Genomic DNA, 18,154 nt, shown 5'->3' with positions numbered 1-18,154 from the left:
CTCGCGCCGGGACGATCTCCTGCAAGTGTCCCCTGGCCCCTGGCAGGAGCGCCACCATCCACGGGTAACGGGTCTCAGGTGTTTTGGAGCACACCTCGGGGCTCACGCCGACCAGACGCAGCCATCTCCGCGCAGGACCCGTCGCATCTCGAACACAACAACGGGGGATCCGCTCTGCCCCGTTAGTGTGGTGGGGCTGCCCGTACCGCTCCACGTCGCGGGTGAAGTCCCACTTGGAGGGTTCCTGCTGTGTTCTGGTCCGCTGCCCTGGCCGCAGACTCGACGCCCCGTCCCTCGTCCCTGGACGAGGCGCAACGGACGGCGAACGACGCCGCGGGCTGGGTCGAGGAGAACTGGTCCATCTGGCTCAGCAACGGCCTGCGCATCGTCCTGATCATCGTGATCGCGGTCGCCGCGCGGTCGCTGATCCGCCGTGCCATCACCAAGCTGATAGCGCGGATGAACCGCACCGCCCAGGCGGTCGACGGCACGGCCCTGGGCAGCCTGCTCGTCAACGCCGAGCGGCGCCGGCAGCGCTCGGAGGCCATCGGCTCGGTGCTGCGCAGCGTCGCCTCGTTCCTGATCATGGGAACGGCGTCCCTGACCGTGCTCTCCGTCCTGCAGATCAACCTCGCTCCGCTGCTGGCCAGCGCGGGTGTGGCGGGTGTCGCCATCGGTTTCGGCGCCCGGAATCTGGTCACCGACTTCCTCTCGGGCGTCTTCATGATCCTCGAGGACCAGTACGGCGTGGGCGACGAGGTCGACGCGGGCGTCGCCACCGGCACGGTCGTCGAGGTCGGCCTGCGCGTGACCAAGCTGCGCGGCGCGAACGGCGCCATCTGGTACGTGCGCAACGGCGAGGTCAAGCGCATCGGCAACCTCAGCCAGGGCTGGTCCATGGCCGAGGTCGACGTCACCCTGCGCTACGACGAGGACCTGGACCGGGCCCGCTCGGTGATCGCCGCCGCCGGCGAGGAGATGGCCAAGGAGGAGCCCTGGTCGGAGCGGATCTGGGAGCCGGTCGAGATCATGGGCCTGGACTCGGTCACCCTGGAGGCCGTGGTCGTCCGGGTGCAGGCCAAGACCATGCCGGGCAACGCCGCGGGCGTCGAGCGCGAGCTGCGCTGGCGGATCAAGCGGGCGCTGGACGCGGCGGGCATCCGCATGGGGGCTCCGCTGCCGGGGGCGCTGGAGGAGGAGCTCAACGCGCTGCCGGACCCCTCAGCGAACGTCGCCGCCCCCTCGGCCCTCAACAACCCCACGTCCCCGCAGTCGCAGGCCACCGCGCCGATCGCGCCGGTGCCGCCGCAGGCCGCGGTGCCGCCGGGCACGCCGCTCGGCAAGTAGCCGGCCCCGATGCCGTGGAGGGCTCCCTCACCGCCGATGTGGTGAGGGAGCCCTCTTCTTTCGCGGCCGGGCCGCCGCCCGGCGGCGTTCCGGCCCGGGCCCTCAGTGCTCCTGGAAGACCTTGTCCAGGAACTGGTCCACGTTGACCCGCATCCGCTCCAGCCGCTCCTCGAGCGAGAGCGACTCCTTGTACCGCATCGACATCAGCGGCACCTTCTTGCCGCGTACGTACAGCGGGCAGGCGAGGTCGGCGCACATATAGGCGCCGACGGTGTTGCCCTCGCGGCCGGATGCGCCGACGCGGCGGGCCGCCAGCAGCGAGACGCCCGAGCCGGGGTGCCCGGTCATGCACAGCGAGCACATCGTGGTCTTGGTCAGGCTCCGGGGGCCGCCCTGGGGGACGCGCAGGGTGACGCCGGTGAGCCGGCCGGCCCGTTCGGTGACGAGATAGCCGCGGTCCGGCGCCCCGGGGTCCCGCCAGCCGAGGAAGTCCAGGTCGGCCCAGGGGAGATCGGCCAGTCCGCGGGGCAGGCTGATCCGGCGTGCTTCACCCTTCGAGCAGTTGACGAAAGAGGCGCGTATGTCGTCGTCGCGGAGTGGTTCCATGGGAAGGAAAGCTAACAGTGGGCGTATCTGACGTCGCGTGATTTTTCGACCGGCCGGGGCGGCGGCCGGTCGATGCCGGTCCAGACCTATTGACGCCCGCGTTGACGTGCGCATACCTTCCTGTAAGGAATTGGAAAGTTTCCTTACAGAGCGGCTGTTCCAGGACGCCGGCGAAGGGCGGGACCAGACCATGGCAGGAACCGGAATCCCCGGCACCCCCAGCGTCCTGCGGGCCATGAACGACCGCGCCGCGCTCGAGCTGCTCGTCGCCCACGGCCCCCTCACCCGCACCCGCCTGGGCCAGCTCACCGGCCTGTCCAAGCCCACCGCCTCCCAGCTGCTCGGCCGGCTGGAGCTGGCCGGGCTGGTCCGTACCGTGGGGAACGTCACCGGCCGCCCCGGGCCCAACGCCCAGCTGTACGAGGTGAATCCGGCCGTGGCGCACGTCGCCGCCCTCGCCGTCGACGAGCTGGGCATCACCGCGGCCGTCGCGGACATCACCGGGACCGTCGTCGGCGAGCACCACGTGGTGGCCGACGCCCTGGCCGAGGACGTCCGCCACCGGACCACCGAGCTGGTGACCGAGGCGGTCGAGGGCGCGCTGGCCGCCGCCGGGCTGGGCCGGGACGCCCTGCACCGCACGGTCATCGGCACGCCCGGCGCTCTCGACCCGCGCACCGGGACGCTGCGCTACGCCCCGCACGTGCCGGGCTGGCACTCCGCGACCCTGCGCGGCGAGCTCGCCGATGCCCTGGGCACGCCCGTGACCATCGAGAACGACGTGAACCTCGCCGCCGTCGCCGAACAGCACGTCGGCGCGGCCCGGGGCGCCGAGGACTACGTCCTCGTCTGGATCGACGAGGGGGTCGGCGCCGCCGTCGTGCTCGGCGGCCGGCTGCTGCGCGGCGCGACGGGCGGCGCGGGCGAGATCGGCTACATGCCCCTGCCCGGGGCGCCACTCGCGCGCGGCGGGCTGGAGGCCACCATCGCCCCGGACGGCGGGGGCGGCTTCCAGAGGCTCGTGGGCTCCCCCACCGTCCTCCTCCTCGCCCGCGAGCGCGGCATCGACGCCCCCACCGTGCCCGAGGCGCTGGCCCTCGCCGCCCGGACCCCGGGCGCGGGCGACGGCCTCTTCGCCGAACTGGCCGCACGCATCGCCACCGGGCTCGCGGCGGTCGTCGCTGTCGTCGACCCCGCACTCGTGGTGCTCTCCGGCGAGGTCTGCAAGGCCGGGGGCGAGCGGCTGCGCTCGCTGGTCGAGCAGGAGATGACCGGGCTCGCGCTGCCCCGGCCGCGGCTGCGGCTGAGCTCGGTCGAGGGCTGCCCCATCCTGATCGGCGCCCTGCGGACCGCGCTCGCGGCCGCCCGCGACACCGTCTTCGACACTGCCTGACCCGGCTGCCCCGGCACCACCTGCTTTCCCGTACCACCGCGCCACTTCCCTGCCCTCCCCTGCCGTGAAGGAAGTTCCGCCATGCCACGAAAGCGAAGGCGCCGCACACCGGCCACCGCCGCCTTGTCACTCGTGACCGCGGCACTGCTCCTCGCCGGCTGCGCCAATCCCGGCACCGGCAGCGCGCATGACGACCCCACCCGGCCCGTCACCCTCAGGTTCTGGCACGGCTGGTCGGAGAAGAACGAGGTCAAGGCCGTCGACGAGGCGATCGACCGGTTCGAGAGGCGCTACCCCCACATCACGGTGAAGTCGACCGGCAACGTCACCGACGCGACCGTGAACCAGGCGCTGCGGGCGGGCGGCGGCAACGGTCCGGACGTGGTGTCGTCCTTCACCACCAACAACGTGGGCCAGTACTGCTCGTCGGGCATGTGGGCCGACCTCGACCCGTTCCTGCGCGCATCCGGCCTCGACAAGAAAGAGATCTTCCCCGGGACGCTGCTGGAGTACACCAGTTACCGGGGCACCCAGTGCGCGCTGCCGCTGCTCGCCGACGCCTACGGCATGTACTACAACGTGGACGCCTTCGAGAAGGCGGGGATATCGCGGCCCCCGCGCACCATGTCCGAATTCAAGGCCGCGGCCGTCAAACTCACCGAACGCACCCCGGACGGCTCCTACCGACAGCTGGGCTTCATGCCCAACTTCCGCCTCTACCAGAACAGTCCGGACCGGCTGTTCGCCCAGTGGGGGCCCCGCTATTTCGACGACAAAGGCGCGTCCCGGCTCTCCCGGGAGCCCGCCACCCGGCAGTTCTTCGGCGTCCAGCGGGACCTGATCACCGCACTCGGCGGCTACGGCCCGCTGGAGAAATTCCGCACCGCCTTCGGCGACGAGATGTCCTCGCAGAACGCCTTCCTGACCGGCAAGCTGGCCATGCACCTGGACGGCTCCTGGCGCGGCCTGATGCTACGGAACGCCGGCCCTGACTTCCGGTGGGCGACGGCCCCCATGCCGGTGCCGGACGACCGGGCCGATACGTACGGGCGCGGATACCTCACCGGCACGGTCGCGGGCATCGCGCACAGCAGCAAGCACCAGAACGCCGCCTGGGAGCTGGTGAAGTTCCTGACGACCGACACCGACCAGGTCGTCGCCTTCGCGAACGCCATCCACAATGTGCCCTCCACCAAGGCGGCACTCGCCTCGCCACGGCTCGACGCCGACCCCGCCTTCCGCACCTTCCTCGCCATCGCGCGGAACCGGCACAGCGTCTCCATGCCGGCCTCGGTCAACGGCGGGATGTACATCACCGCCTTCCAGGACTTCGCGTACGACGTGGAGGCCGGCAAGGTCCGCGACGTGGACAAGGGGCTGCGCGCGCTCGACCGGCAGATAGACGACGACACCCTCCAGTCCGCCAACTGACGAAAGCTGCGCCATGGCCCTCCTTCCCGCCGCGCCGGCGCTGCGCCGCAAACGCACCCGCGCGCGGCTGCGCACCCTCGGCTTCCTGTCCCCCTGGCTGATCGGCTTCGGCGTCTTCTTCGGCTATCCGCTGATCGCCACCGTCTACTTCTCCTTCATGCACTACAACCAGATCCAGGCCCCCACCTTCGTGGGCCTGCGCAACTGGACGTACGTGCTGCGCCAGATGCCGCTGTTCGGGCCCGCCCTGTGGAACACGCTGTGGCTGGTGGTGGTCATGGTGGCGCTGCGGGTCGTCTTCGGGCTGGGCGTCGGACTGCTGATCACGAAGGTCAAGTCGGGCGCCGGCTTCTTCCGCACGGCCTTCTACCTGCCCTACCTCGCCCCGCCCGTGGCCGCGACCGTCTCCTTCGTCTTCCTGCTCAACCCGGGTACGGGGCCGGTCAACGAGCTCCTGTCCACGATCGGCCTGCCCGCCCCGGACTGGTTCAACGATCCCGCCTGGGCCAAGCCGTCGCTGGTCCTGCTGTCGCTGTGGGGCATCGGCGACCTCATGGTGATCTTCATGGCGGCGCTGCTGGACGTGCCCAGAGAGCAGTACGAGGCCGCCGAGCTCGACGGCGCGGGGCGCCTGGCGACGTTCCGCTATGTCACCTGGCCGTCGATCACCCCGATCGTGATGTTCGCGGTCGTGACGGGGGTGGTGCAGACGATGCAGTACTACACGCAGGCGCTCGTCGCCGGGAAGCTCGCCTCCGGCGTGAACGTCGGCCCGGGCACGGTGATCCAGCCCGGCTACCCCGACCACTCCACCCTCACGGTGCCGCAGCTCGTCTACTCCCTGGGCTTCCAGAACTTCAACACCGGCGCCGCGTGTGTGCTCTCGCTCGTGCTCTTCGTCATCGCCATGGCCGTGACCTCGCTGCTGATGCGCAAGAACGCCGGCCTGCTGACGGCGGAGGACCGCCCGTGAAGACCCGTCAGCGTGCCCTGCACTGGATAGCCGTGCACTCCACGGCCGTCGCCGCCGCGCTCTTCTTCGTCCTGCCCTTCGTCTTCGTCCTGCTGACCTCCGTCATGAGCGACGAGCAGGCGATGAGCGGGGAACTGTGGCCCCACGAATGGCACTGGTCCAATTACGCGGAGGTCTTCACCACGCCCGGCTTCACCCGCTGGTGGCGCAATTCGCTGCTGTACGCGGGGCTCGGCACCCTTTTCACCGTCTGCTCGTCCCTCCCCGTCGCCTACGCGCTCGCGAAATTCCGGTTCCGCGGCCGGCGGCCGGCGATGCTGCTGGTGATCTCCACGATGATGCTGCCGCCGCAGGTCGTCGTCGTCCCGATGTATCTGGTGTGGGCGCAGCAGCTGCATCTGTCGGGGTCGCTGTGGCCCCTGATCATTCCGATGGCGTTCGGCGACGCGTACTCCATCTTCCTGCTGCGGCAGTTCCTGCTGACCATTCCCACCGAATACCTGGAGCAGGCGAAGATCGACGGCTGCGGCGAGCTGCGCACGCTGCTGCGCGTCGTCGTGCCGATGGCCAGGCCGGGCATCGCCGCGGTCGCCCTGTTTCAGTTCTTTTATTGCTGGAACGATTACTTCGGGCCGCAGATCTACGCGGCCCAGAACCCCGGCGCCTGGACCCTCGCGTACGGCCTGGAGTCGTTCAAGAGCGCCCACGGCGTCAACTGGAATCTCACCATGGCCGCGACCGTGCTGGTCATGGCCCCGGTCGTCATCGTTTTCCTCTTCGCTCAGAAGGCCTTCGTCGAAGGCGTCACTCTCACCGGAGTAAAGGGCTGATTTCCCATGGGGCTCGTATGAAACTCGCCGTGGTCGGCGGAGGCTCGACCTACACGCCCGAACTGGTCGACGGTTTCGCGCGGTTGCGCGACGTGCTGCCGGTCGAGGAGCTGGTCCTGATCGACCCGGACGCCGGCCGGCTGGAGCTGGTCGGCGGTCTGGCCCGGCGCATCTTCGCCAAGCAGGGCCACCCCGGGCGGATCACCTGGACCGCCGACCTCGACGCGGGCGTGGACGGGGCGCACGCCGTGCTGCTGCAGCTGCGCGTGGGCGGGCAGGCGGCCCGCGAGCAGGACGAGACTTGGCCGCTGGAGTGCGGCTGCGTCGGCCAGGAGACCACGGGCGCGGGCGGCCTCGCCAAGGCGCTGCGCACGGTCCCGGTGGTCCTGGACATCGCCGAGCGCGTACGGCGCCGCAATCCCGGCGCGTGGATCGTGGACTTCACCAACCCGGTCGGGATCGTCACCCGGGCCCTGCTGACGGCCGGGCACCGGGCGGTGGGCCTGTGCAACGTGGCCATCGGCTTCCAGCGGAAGTTCGCGACGCTCCTCGGGGTGGCGCCGCAGGAGGTGTCGCTGGAGCACGTGGGGCTGAACCATCTCACCTGGGAGCGGTCCGTGCGGGTGGGCGGCCGGGACGTGCTGCCGGAGCTGCTCGCCGCGCACGGCGAGGCGATCGCGGCGGACCTGCGCATGCCGCGCGCCGTCCTGGACCGGCTGGGCGTCGTGCCCTCGTACTACCTGCGCTACTTCTACCAGCACGACACGGTCGTACGGGAGTCGCGCACCAAGCCCACGCGGGCCGCCGAGGTGGCGGAGATGGAGCGGCGGCTGCTGGCGATGTACGGCGACCCGGCGCTGGACGAGAAGCCGGAGCTGCTGGCCCAGCGGGGCGGGGCCTTCTACTCGGAGGCCGCCGTGGCGCTCACCTCCTCGCTGCTGGCGGACACCGGCGACGTCCAGGTGGTCAACACCCTCAACCGCGGCACCCTGCCGTTCCTCCCCGACGACGCGGTGATCGAGGTGCCGGCGACGGTGGACGCCCAGGGAGCGCACCCCCTGCCGGTGCGCCCCCTGGAGCCGCTGTACGCCGGGCTGGTCGCCGGTGTCACGGCCTACGAGCGTTTGGCGCTGGATGCCGCTCTGAAGGGCGGCCGGGACCGCGTGTTCGAGGCACTGCTGGCGCATCCGCTGATCGGGCAGATCGAGTACGCGGACCGGCTGACCGACGAGCTCGTCGCGCACAACAGGGAGCACCTCGCGTGGGCCTGAACAACCGGCCCCCCGGGGACCTGATCGTGGCGATCGACGCCGGCAACAGCAAGACCGACGTGGCCGTCGTCGGCGGTGACGGCACCGTGTACGGCACGGCCCGCGGCGGCGGCTTCCAGCCGCAGACGGTGGGCGTCGAGCGCGCCGTCGACGCCCTGCAGTCGCTCGTCGCCGAGGCCGCCGTCGACGCGCTCCAGGAGCTGTACATGCCCCTGTTCCTGGACCACTTCTCGGCCTGCCTGGCCAACGCCGACTTCCCCGAGGAGGAGGAGCTGCTGGCGGCCGAGATCACGCGCAGGAACCGGTCGGGTAACTCCACGGACCCGGGCCCCACCGTCGAGGTGGCCAACGACACCTTCGCCCTGCTGCGCGCGGGACTGCCCGACGAGGGCGAGCCGACCGGTGTCGCCGTCGTGTGCGGCGCGGGGATCAACTGCTCGGGGTTGGCCCCCGGCGGCCGCAGCGCCCGCTTCGCCTCGGTCGGCCGGATCTCGGGCGACTGGGGAGGCGGCGGGCATCTGGCCGAGGAGGCCCTGTGGTGGGCCGCCAGGGCCGAGGACGGGCGCGGCGAGGCGACGGCCCTGGCACGTGAACTGCCCGCCCACTTCGGGCTGTCCAGCATGCTGGAGCTGATCGAGGCCCTGCACCTGGGGCGGATCGGGCGGGAGCGCTGCCACGAGCTGAGCCCGCTGCTCTTCGCCGTGGCCACGTCCGGGGACGCGGTGGCCCGCGCGATCGTCGAGCGGCAGGCGGAGGAGATCGTGGCCATGGCGGCGGCCGCGCTCGGTCGGCTGGGCCTGCTGGACGCGCCGGTTCCGGTGATCCTGGGCGGCGGCGTGCTCACGGCCCGCCACCCGCTGCTGCACGACCGCGTCGTGGAGCTGCTCGCCGGGCGCGCGCCCCGGGCCGTACCCCAGGTCGTCACGGCGCCGCCCGTGCTGGGCGCCGCGCTGCTGGGCCTCGACCGCGCGGCGGCACCCCCCGCCGCGTACGCGCGCCTGCGCGCGCACTACGCGCGGGCGTGAGGGATCCGGGGCGGGCGGGCCCTGCCGCCCCCTCGGATTCTCCGGGCCCGGCGGGCGGGAACCACTCTCGTACGGGAACCGAACAGGCGCCGCCGGACGTGAAGGTGAGGGAAGGCCCGCGCGGACACCCGATGAAGATCGCGATCCGAACAAGATCAAGGCACGATGGGTGTGTTTGTCAGTCCCTGCGGCCATACTGCTGGCCGGGCTCCTGTTCCCCCGCTGGCCCGGGGGTGACGGGCGCCGCCGGCGACCAAGGGGGGTCACGTGTCACAACCGCAGCCGGATACGGCCTCGCGGCGCACCGCGTGGCACGAGGGCCTGGAGCGACTGAGAGCCTCGGCCACGACCGAACCGGGCCGGCTGCGCATCATCGGGGCCGTGCTGGCCGCCCTGCTGGTGGTGTTCGGGGCCGTCACCGCCTGGCAGGTCACCGAACGCGCCGACGCGGCCGACGCCGTCGTCGGCCACAGCCAGCCGCTGAGCGCCGACGCCGCGGACATCTACCGCTCCCTCGCCGACGCCGACACCACCGCCGCCGGGGGGTTCCTCGCCGGCGGGCAGGAGCCGCGAGCCGTCCGTGAGCGGTACGAGAAGGACATCGCCCTCGCCTCCCGGCTGCTGGTGAAGGCCGCCGCCAACACCGACGCCTCGGACCCGGCCGGCCGCCAGATAGCCAAGCTCAACGAACAACTGCCGCTCTACACCGGCCTGGTGGAGTCCGCCCGCGTCAACAACCGCCAGGGCCTGCCGCTGGGCGGCGCCTATCTGCGGTACGCGAGCGAGCGGATGCGCGAGGAGCTGCTGCCCGCCGCCCGCGCGCTGTACGAGACCGAGACCGGCCGCCTGGGCTCCGACTACGGCGACGCCAAGGCCCTGCCCTGGCCCGCGTTCGCCACCGGAGTCGTGGCCCTCGGCGCGCTGGGCTGGGCGCAGCGCCGCAACTACCTGCGCACGAACCGCGTTCTCAACCACGGCCTGCTGGCCTCGACCGCCGCCGCGACGGTGCTGCTGCTGTGGCTGGTCGTCGGGCACAGCGTGGCCCGGGCCGGGATGAGCGACTCCTACGAGCACGGGGCCAGGTCGCTGCAGGTGCTCAACCAGGCCCGGATCGCGGCCCTCAAGGCCCGGGGCGACGAGAGTCTCACGCTGGTGGCGCGCGGCGCCGTGCTGACGCCGGACGGCTCCGACGCGTACGAGGCGAGCTACCGGGCGGGTATGCGCAGGCTCGTCGGGGACGACGGCGCGTCCGCCGGCACGCCCGGGGAGGGGAGCCTGCTGGAGCGGGCGCGGTCGCTGGCGGACGGCTCGGCGGGCCGGGACCCGGTGGCCGGGGCGATCGAGGGCGTGCGGGAGTGGCAGCAGCGGCACCGCGACGCCCGCGCTTCCGACGACAGCGGGTACTACGAACGGGCGCTGCCGAAGGTGATCGGCGAGAAGGGCAGCACGGGCGAGTCGTTCGACCGGGTGGACACCGGGCTGCGGCGCGCGCTGACGCACGAGCAGGGCGAGTTCCGGCGGGCGGCGGACGACGGGCGCGGCGCCCTCGCCGGGCTGGCCGTCGGCGCCGTCGTGCTGGCCCTCCTGGGCGCGGCGGGCGCGGTGCTCGGCATCGGGCGCAGGCTCTCGGAGTACCGGTGACAGGGGGAGGCGGGCGCATGCGGCGACGGGCCGGGGCACGGTGGCACACGGCGGCGGGCGCCGCCGTCTGCGCGCTGACGGTAGCGGCTGTGGCGGCATTGTCGCCGTCGTCCGCACCGCGGCATACGGAGCGTCCCGGTCCGGCGGTGGCCGGCAGCGCCGCCAGGGCGCCGGCGAAGTGCACCGCGCCGGAGGCGAGCCTGCGGCCGTCGACCGCCGACGGGCCAGCCGTGCAGCGCATCAAGAACCGCGGCCGGCTCATCGCCGGCGTCGACCAGAACAGCTACCGCTGGGGCTACCGCGACCCGGCGACCCGCGAGCTCAGCGGCTTCGACATCGACCTCGTGCGGGCCATCGCCAAGGCCGTCCTCGGCGACCCCGACAAGGTCACCTTTCTGGCGATCCCCACGAACCAGCGCATACCCGCCCTGGAAAAGGGCAAGGTGGACATCATCGCGCGCACGATGACCATCAACTGTGACCGGATCAAGCAAGTCGCCTTCTCCACGGCCTACTTCGAGGCCGGGCAGCAGGTGCTGGCCCCCAAGGGTTCACCGGTCACGGCGTTCGACGACACCTTGAAGGGGAAGAAAGTCTGTACGGCCAAGGGATCCACGGGCGAGAGCGAGCTGAAGCACGAATCGCACGGTGCCTCGGTGCTGACCGTGCCCAATCAGCTGGACTGCCTCGTACGGCTCCAGCTGGGCCAGGTCGACGCGGTGGTCACCGACAGCGCCCTGGCCGCCGGACAGGCGGCCCAGGACCCGTCCGTGCGACTGGTCGGCAAACCGTTCACCACCGAGTCCTACGGCGTGGCGATGAACCTCGGGGACACAGACCTGGTACGCCGGGTCAACGCAGTACTGGACGACTACCGCCGGGGCGGCGCCCAGAGCCCCTGGATGCAGGCCTACCGCAAGTGGCTGGAGCACGACCTGAGGGACATCACCGCCCCTCCGGAGCCCAAGTACAAGGACTGAGGGGACACGAAGGACTGACGGCACACCGAGAGCTGACGGAGCACCCGGCACAGGAACCGGCAAGGACTACCGTTCACAGCGTTCGTGCGCGGCGCGGGCCGCGGACAGGAGAGGGGATCGATGGCGGTCGCGGGGCCCACCGGGCCGGCCTTGAGCCGCGAGGAGGTGGACCGTGCGCTGACGAGGCTCGGCGCGGAGCACGAGGCCGTCGAGTCCTCGCTGCTCGCCCTCCAGGACCACGCGGGCCGGCGCCTGCTGGAGGGGGCGGAGCTGACCGGCGTCACCAAGAGCCGGTGGGCGGTCACCGAACAGCTCATCACCCAGCTGTGGGTGTACTTCGACGCCTACACCGACGCCCTGGAGGCGGCCCGTGAGCTGCGCGCCCGCCGCCGCTGGCCCACCACGGGCGAGCTGTCCGAGCTCACCGACCTGCTGTGCGGCGCGGGCCTGACCCTGCCGGCCGGCCCGCCGACGGCCACGCTGGCGGCCCTGGGCGGCCCCGCCCGGCTCAGCGAGCGGCTGAGCCTGCAGGACCTGCTGGACCGGATGAACGGCTGGTACGCCCAGGCCCTGGACGTGGTCGTCATCGCCGACGCCGTCTGGTCCGCGCTGCCGGCCCGTATCGACCTGCTCGCGGCCGAGCTGCGCCGCACCCGGTCCCTGGCCCACTCGGTGGGCGTACGGCCGGGCGAGCACCCCGCCGGCGACGACCTCGAGCAGATCACCCGGGAGCTGGCCGCCCTGCGGTGCGAGGTGATATCGGATCCGCTCGCCTTCTGGGCCGGCGCCGCCCCCAGCTCCGCGCCCGGCGGCGGCCGCCCCGACACCGAGCGCTACGACCGCGCCGCCCGCGCCCTGGACGAGGTGCGGCGGGAGGTCGAGGCCGTCCTGGACGTACGCCAGGACGCCGAGCAGCGGCTGATGCGCGTCCGCGACGTGCTCTCGCGCGCCGACCGCACCCTGGGCGAGGCGCGGCAGGCCCGCGTCGAGGTCCTCTCGAAGATCGCCGCGTCCGAGGTGCCCGCCGTCTCCGGCCCGCCGACCGCGCTCTACGAACAGCTGTCGGTGGCCTCCGAGCACCGCAGACGGGCGCAGTGGCACCGGCTCTCCCCCCTCCTGGAGGGACTGGAGCAGCGCGCCGAGGAGGAGTTGCTGCGCGCCCGCGAATCGCTGACGGCGGTGACCGCGCCGCTGGCCGTGCGGGCGGAGCTGCGCGGCCGCCTCGACGCCTACAAGGCGAAGGCGTCGAGGCTGGGGCTGGCCGAGGACCCCTTCCTGACCGAGCGGTACGACGTGGCGCGCCGCATGCTGTGGAGCGCGCCGTGCGACCTGTTCGCCGCGGAACAGGCCGTCCTGCGCTTCCAGCAGGCCGTGGCCGGGGCCCTGGCCCCGCCGCCCGCCGGATCCACCGTTCCGGGGGCCGCCGACCGCAGGGGGGAGACATGACCGCCAGCAGCTGCCAGCGGCCGGAGTGTGCCGGCTGCTACGAGGACGTCGGCGGCGGCGAGCTGTACTGCGACACGTGCGGGCTCGCCCCGGTCGTGCCGCCGGGCGGCCTGGTCGCCTCGCCGGCCACGGGCGTCACCCGCGCGGGCGGCAGGGACGCGTCGTCCCCGGAGAGCGCGGGCAGCGGCGGCTCCGCGGGATCCGGCTCGGGCGCCTCCGCCCGCTCCTCCTCGCGCTCCTCCGGCTCCTCGTCCTCGCGCCGGTCGGTGTCCGGGCGGCTGTCGCGCTCCCTGGCCGGCGGCTCGGGGAGCACCGCCGCGGTGTCGGTCCGCAGCCGGCCCTCCACCGCCCCCGCGTCCGGACGCAACAAACTCGGCGCGGGCCTGGTCAGCATGCCGGGCGTGCCCAGGCCCGAGCCGCGCTCGGCGGTGCTGGAGAACCCGGAGGTGCCCGAGCGCAAGAGGTTCTGCAGCAAGAGCGACTGCGGCGCGCCCGTGGGCCGTTCGCGTGCCGACCGGCCCGGCCGTACGGAGGGTTTCTGCACCAAATGCGGCCACCCCTACTCCTTCGTGCCGAAGCTGCACCCGGGAGACGTGGTGCACGGCCAGTACGAGGTGGCGGGCTGTCTCGCGCACGGCGGGCTCGGCTGGATCTATCTGGCGATCGACCGCGCGGTCTCCGACCGCTGGGTGGTCCTCAAGGGCCTGCTGGACACCGGCGACGAGGACGCGCTGGCGGCCGCCGTCTCCGAGCGGCGCTTCCTCGCCGAGATCGAGCACTCGAACATCGTGCGCATCTACAACTTCGTCGAGCACCTGGACCTGCGCACCGGCAGCCTCGACGGCTACATCGTCATGGAGTACGTCGGCGGCAAGTCCCTCAAGGAGATCGCCAACGAGCGGCGCACGCCCGACGGCCGCCGCGATCCCCTGCCCGTGGAGCAGGCGTGCGCGTACGGCATCGAGGCCCTGGAGGCCCTCGCCCATCTGCACAGCCGCAATCTGCTCTACTGCGACTTCAAAGTCGACAACGCCATTCAGCAGCAGGACCAGCTCAAACTGATCGACATGGGCGCGGTCCGCAGGATGGACGACCACGACAGCCCGATCTACGGCACGGTCGGCTACCAAGCCCCCGAGGTCGCCGAGGTGGGCCCGTCAGTCGCCTCCGACCTCTACACAGTGGCGCGCACCCTGGCCGTGCTCACCTTCGACTTCCAGGGCTATACGAACGTCTTCGCGGACAGCCTGCCCGACCCGGAGAACATCGACGTCTTCTGCCGCTACGAGTCCTTCTACCGGCTGCTCGTGCGGGCCACCGACCCCGATCCGGCGCGCCGGTTCGGCTCCGCCGACGAGATGGCGGACCAGCTGACGGGCGTCCTGCGGGAGGTCGTGGCGCTGCAGACGGGCACGCCGAGGCCCGCGGTGTCCACGCTGTTCGGCCCCGAGCCGCGGGTGGTGGACACGGTGCTGTTCCCGGCCGGAGCCGAGGACGTCTCCGTGCTGGGCGCCCGCCGGCCGGGCGGCCGCGGGACGCGCGGGCCGGCCGCCCCGGCGGCGGTCCCCGCCCAGCCGGCCGGCACCCGGCCGGCCGTGGCCGCCGTCGCCCCCCTCGACGTCCGGGCCACCGCCCTGGCCCTGCCGCTGCCCCGCGTCGACGCGGCCGACCCCAACGCGGGCTTCCTCGCCGGGCTGCTCGCCTCCCAGCCCGCCGAGCTGTACACCGCCCTGCAGGCGGCGCCGACGGAGTCGGCGGAGCTGCGGCTGCGCCGCGTGCGGGCCCAGCTGGAGCTCGGCGAGGACGGCCCGGCGGGCCAGGCCATCGCCGCACTGGAGGCAGCGCGGCCCGACGACTGGCGCACCATCTGGCACCGCGGCGTCCACGCGCTGGCCGTCGGCGACCACGAACGCGCCGCGCTGTCCTTCGACGCCGTCTACGACGCGTTCCCGGGCGAGCCCGCGCCGAAGCTGGCGCTCGGCGTGTGCGCGGAGGTCCTGGGACAGCTGGACAACGCCGCGGAGTACTACCGTCTGGTGTGGGCCACCGACCCCAGCTTCGTCAGCGCCGCCTTCGCGCTGGCCCGGGTGCGGCTGGCCACGGGGGACCGCGAGGGTGCGGTGCGGGCGCTGGAGTCAGTACCGGAAGCCTCCATTCACTACACCGCGGCGCGGGTCGCGGCGGTACGGGCCCGGCTGCGGCAGCGGTCCGCGCACGACGCGCTGCTGGCCGATCTGCGGGCCGCCGCCGGGCAGGTGGAGCGGCTCGCGGACTTCGGGCTGGACGCGGTGCGGCGCGAGCGGCTGTCGACGGAGGTGCTCGGCACCGCGCTGGACTGGGTGCTCTCCGGCGGGCAGGGCGCGCCCGGCGGCACGGCCGCGCCCCCGGGCCCGGCCGAGCTGCTGGGCAGCCCGCTGGACGAGCGGGGCCTGCGGTTCGGGCTGGAGCGCTCGTACCGCGTGCTCGCGCGCCTGGCCCACCGCGGTGAGGAACGGATCGAACTGGTGGAACGGGCCAACCGTTACCGCCCCAGGACATGGGTGTGATCGATGTCGCAACTGCCCCCACAGCTGACGGCGTGCCCCGTCTGTCACGAGCCGCTGGAGCCCGCCGACAACTTCTGCGGCGGCTGCGGAGCGGATCTCTCGGCGGTGCCGTCCGCGCCGGACGAGGCGCGGCCCGACGGGTGGCGACAGCCGGACACACCCGCCGCACGGGGGACGGACGACTACCGCCTCGCCCCGCCGGCCGGCCCCTCCGGTGCGCCGCGCAGCGGCGTGCCCGCGCAATCGCCACCCTGCGAGGGCGCCGGAAGGACCTGTGCGGCCTGCCGGTCGGGCATGATCGACAACGACGGGTACTGCGAACACTGCGGGCATGCACAACCGCGCGAACGGGATCACATGGAGCACGAGTCGGCAGGCGTCGCCGCGGTCAGCGACCGCGGCCTGCGCCACCATCGCAACGAGGACGCGTACGCCGTGTCCACCACCGGCCTCCCCGACGGCCGGCCGGCCGTCATCGCGGTCGTCAGCGACGGCGTGTCGTCCGCGGCCCGCCCCGACGAGGCGTCAGCCGCCGCCGTCACCACGGCATGTGACGTCATGGCGGACGACCTCGCCCGGGGCACCGGCCCCCGGGAGGCCACGCACCACGCGATCGTGGCCGCCGCCGAGGCCGTCGTCGCGCTGGTCACCCCCGGCCGGCAGCCGCGCGAGCACGACCGCTACCGCCAGGAGAACGCCCCCGCCTGCACCATCGTCAGCGCGGTCATCACCGGCGACCTGCTGACCATCGGCTGGGTCGGCGACAGCCGCGCCTACTGGGTGCCCGACGACCGCACCACCCAGCCCGCCCGGCTCACCGAGGACGACTCCTGGGCCGCCCAGATGGTCGCGGCGGGCCTGATGTCGGAGGCCGAGGCGTACGCGGACGAGCGCGCCCACGCGATCACCGGCTGGCTCGGCGCGGACGCCTACGAGGTCGAGCCGCACACCGCCTCGTACCACCCCGACCGGCCGGGCGTGGTGATCGTCTGCAGCGACGGGCTGTGGAACTACGCCGAATCGGCCGAACAGATGGCGGCCGTCGTACCGGCCGACGCCCGCGCGCGACCGCTGGAGTGCGCACGCCGTCTGCTGACGCACGCTCTGGACGGAGGGGGCCACGACAACGTAACAGTGGCCGTACTGCCGTTCCCGGCGCGGCCGGAAGGGGCAGGATCGGCCTGACGGCACGAGCGCGTCCACGGGGGGAACGTACGCGGCGCCACCGACCGGTGCCGCGCGCCTGTCCGCCCCACCGCACGCCCATGTGACCACGTGGAGTACGAAGGAGCGGATCAGATGGCCCAGTTCTCCCAGCCGAGCGTTCCGCGGTTCTCGGTCGACGTGTACCAGAACGTCCATCTGCCCGAGGGGGGCCGCGAGGTCAACGCGGTGGTCACGGTCACCGCCTGGGGCGGCGCCACCGCCGTGGAGACGCCCGCTCCGTCCCTGTCGCCCGCGTCGGTCCAGCCGGTCGGCGGCGCCCCGGACGCCGCCGTCGTCATCATGGTCGACTGCTCCGGCTCGATGGACTACCCGCCCGCCAAGATGCGCAGCGCGCGGGAGGCCACGGCGGCCGCCATCGACGCGCTGCGCGAGGGCGTGGCCTTCGCCGTCGTCGCGGGCACCCACCAGGCGCGCGAGGTCTACCCCGGCGGCGGGCGGCTCGCGACGGCCGACGCCATGACCCGGCGCCAGGCCAAGGAGGCGCTGCGCAAGCTCAGTCCGGGCGGCGGCACGGCCATCGGCACCTGGCTGCGCCTGGCCGACCGGCTGCTGGCCTCGTCGCAGGCCTCGATACGGCACGGCATCCTGCTGACCGACGGGCGCAACGAGCACGAGGAGGCGGACGCCCTGCGGGCGTCGCTGGACGTGTGCGCGGGCCGCTTCACCTGCGACGCGCGCGGCGTGGGCACGGACTACGAGGTCAAGGAGGTCATGCGGATAGCCTCCGCGCTGCTGGGCACGGCCGAGATCGTCGCCGATCCGGCCGGGCTGGCGGCGGACTTCACGGGGATGATGGAGTCCGTGATGGGCAAGGAGGTCGGGGACGTCTTCCTGCGCCTGTGGACCCCGCTGGGCGCCGAGGTGCTGTTCGTCAAGCAGTGCGCGCCGACGGTGGAGGAGCTGACCGGCCAGCGGCTGGAGGCCGGGCCGCGTGCGGGCGACTACCCGACGGGGTCCTGGGGCGACGAGTCGCGGGACTACCACGTGTGCATACGGGTGCCGAGCGCGGGCGTGGGACAGGAGATGCTCGCCGCCCGGGCCTCGCTCGTCCTGCCCGCGCCGGACGGCGGCCCGGCGCAGGTGCTCGCCCAGGGCCTGGTGCGGGCGGTGTGGACGGACGACCTGACGGCCTCGACGTCCATCAACCCCCAGGTCGCGCACTACACGGGCCAGGCGGAACTGGCCCAGGCCATCCAGCAGGGCCTGGATCTGCGCAAGGCCGGCGACGTGGACGGGGCCACCGCGAAACTGGGCCGTGCCGTGCAGCTGGCGAGCCGTTCCGGGCACGATGCCACCGCGAAACTGCTCGCCAAGGTGGTGGACGTCGTGGACGCGGCGAACGGTACTGTGCGGCTGAAGGCGAACGTCTCGAAAGAGGCCGAGATGACGCTGGAGACCCGTTCCACCAAGACCGTTCGCGTCAAGAAGTAACGCAGAG

The 18,154-nt window shown here is 72.9% G+C and carries 13 protein-coding genes and 1 pseudogene; 13 read left to right on the top strand and 1 reads right to left on the bottom strand.

Annotated elements, in window-relative coordinates; all coding sequences use genetic code 11:
• Nucleotides 1–249: 249 nt before the first annotated feature.
• The gene (locus tag ABZ956_RS16875) at nt 250–1,347 is read left to right on the top strand and encodes a mechanosensitive ion channel family protein (RefSeq protein WP_361893424.1); all 1,098 of its coding nucleotides are present in this window, start codon (nt 250–252) and stop codon (nt 1,345–1,347) included.
• A 102-nt stretch (nt 1,348–1,449) separates the two neighbouring features.
• On the opposite strand, the gene ABZ956_RS16870 is transcribed toward ABZ956_RS16875, so the two are convergent.
• Complete coding sequence (locus ABZ956_RS16870) at nt 1,450–1,953, bottom strand: FBP domain-containing protein (RefSeq protein WP_361893421.1); 504 nt, start codon at nt 1,951–1,953, stop codon at nt 1,450–1,452.
• Between the two features lie 190 nt (nt 1,954–2,143).
• On the opposite strand from ABZ956_RS16870, the gene ABZ956_RS16865 reads away from it, so the two are divergent.
• The 12 genes and pseudogenes from ABZ956_RS16865 (at nt 2,144) to ABZ956_RS16810 (ending at nt 18,147) form a co-directional block, all read left to right on the top strand.
• On the top strand, nt 2,144–3,346 hold the full coding sequence (locus tag ABZ956_RS16865; RefSeq protein WP_361893418.1) for an ROK family transcriptional regulator: 1,203 nt from the start codon (nt 2,144–2,146) through the stop codon (nt 3,344–3,346).
• Nucleotides 3,347–3,427: 81 nt separating this feature from the next.
• Nucleotides 3,428–4,777 carry an ABC transporter substrate-binding protein gene (locus tag ABZ956_RS16860; RefSeq protein WP_361893415.1) on the top strand — a complete coding sequence of 450 codons (1,350 nt, stop codon included), beginning with the start codon at nt 3,428–3,430 and terminating at the stop codon, nt 4,775–4,777.
• 13 nt (nt 4,778–4,790) lie between these two features.
• On the top strand, nt 4,791–5,750 hold the full coding sequence (locus tag ABZ956_RS16855; protein WP_361893413.1) for a sugar ABC transporter permease: 960 nt from the start codon (nt 4,791–4,793) through the stop codon (nt 5,748–5,750).
• Between the two features lie 5 nt (nt 5,751–5,755).
• Nucleotides 5,756–6,580: pseudogene (locus ABZ956_RS16850) on the top strand (carbohydrate ABC transporter permease); the annotation flags it as partial.
• 17 nt (nt 6,581–6,597) lie between these two features.
• Entirely contained in the window at nt 6,598–7,851 is a 1,254-nt protein-coding gene (locus ABZ956_RS16845) for a 6-phospho-beta-glucosidase (RefSeq protein WP_361893410.1), read from the top strand.
• Entirely contained in the window at nt 7,842–8,876 is a 1,035-nt protein-coding gene (locus ABZ956_RS16840) for a BadF/BadG/BcrA/BcrD ATPase family protein (RefSeq protein ID WP_361893408.1), read from the top strand. The genes ABZ956_RS16845 and ABZ956_RS16840 overlap by 10 nt, the downstream gene beginning before the upstream one ends.
• A 267-nt stretch (nt 8,877–9,143) precedes the next feature.
• A complete protein-coding gene (locus ABZ956_RS16835) occupies nt 9,144–10,517 on the top strand; it encodes a hypothetical protein (RefSeq protein ID WP_361893405.1) in 1,374 nt (457 codons plus the stop codon).
• 17 nt (nt 10,518–10,534) lie between these two features.
• A complete protein-coding gene (locus ABZ956_RS16830) occupies nt 10,535–11,497 on the top strand; it encodes a glutamate ABC transporter substrate-binding protein (protein WP_361893402.1) in 963 nt (320 codons plus the stop codon).
• A 120-nt stretch (nt 11,498–11,617) separates the two neighbouring features.
• Nucleotides 11,618–12,943, top strand: coding sequence for a hypothetical protein (locus tag ABZ956_RS16825; RefSeq protein WP_361893400.1), 1,326 nt, complete (start codon nt 11,618–11,620; stop codon nt 12,941–12,943).
• On the top strand, nt 12,940–15,489 hold the full coding sequence (locus ABZ956_RS16820) for a tetratricopeptide repeat protein (protein ID WP_361893397.1): 2,550 nt from the start codon (nt 12,940–12,942) through the stop codon (nt 15,487–15,489). Before ABZ956_RS16825 ends, ABZ956_RS16820 begins: the two co-directional genes overlap by 4 nt.
• Nucleotides 15,490–15,492: 3 nt before the next feature.
• The gene (locus ABZ956_RS16815) at nt 15,493–16,674 is read left to right on the top strand and encodes a PP2C family serine/threonine-protein phosphatase (RefSeq protein ID WP_361893394.1); all 1,182 of its coding nucleotides are present in this window, start codon (nt 15,493–15,495) and stop codon (nt 16,672–16,674) included.
• A 114-nt stretch (nt 16,675–16,788) separates the two neighbouring features.
• Complete coding sequence (locus ABZ956_RS16810; protein WP_361893391.1) at nt 16,789–18,147, top strand: VWA domain-containing protein; 1,359 nt, start codon at nt 16,789–16,791, stop codon at nt 18,145–18,147.
• The last annotated feature ends 7 nt before the right edge of the window (nt 18,148–18,154 follow it).

It is taken from the genome of Streptomyces sp. NPDC046261 (assembly GCF_040646235.1).
Classification (GTDB): Bacteria; Actinomycetota; Actinomycetes; order Streptomycetales; family Streptomycetaceae; genus Streptomyces.
The sequence above is the reverse complement of the archived record's forward strand: the minus strand, read 5'-3'. Positions and strand labels throughout refer to the sequence as shown.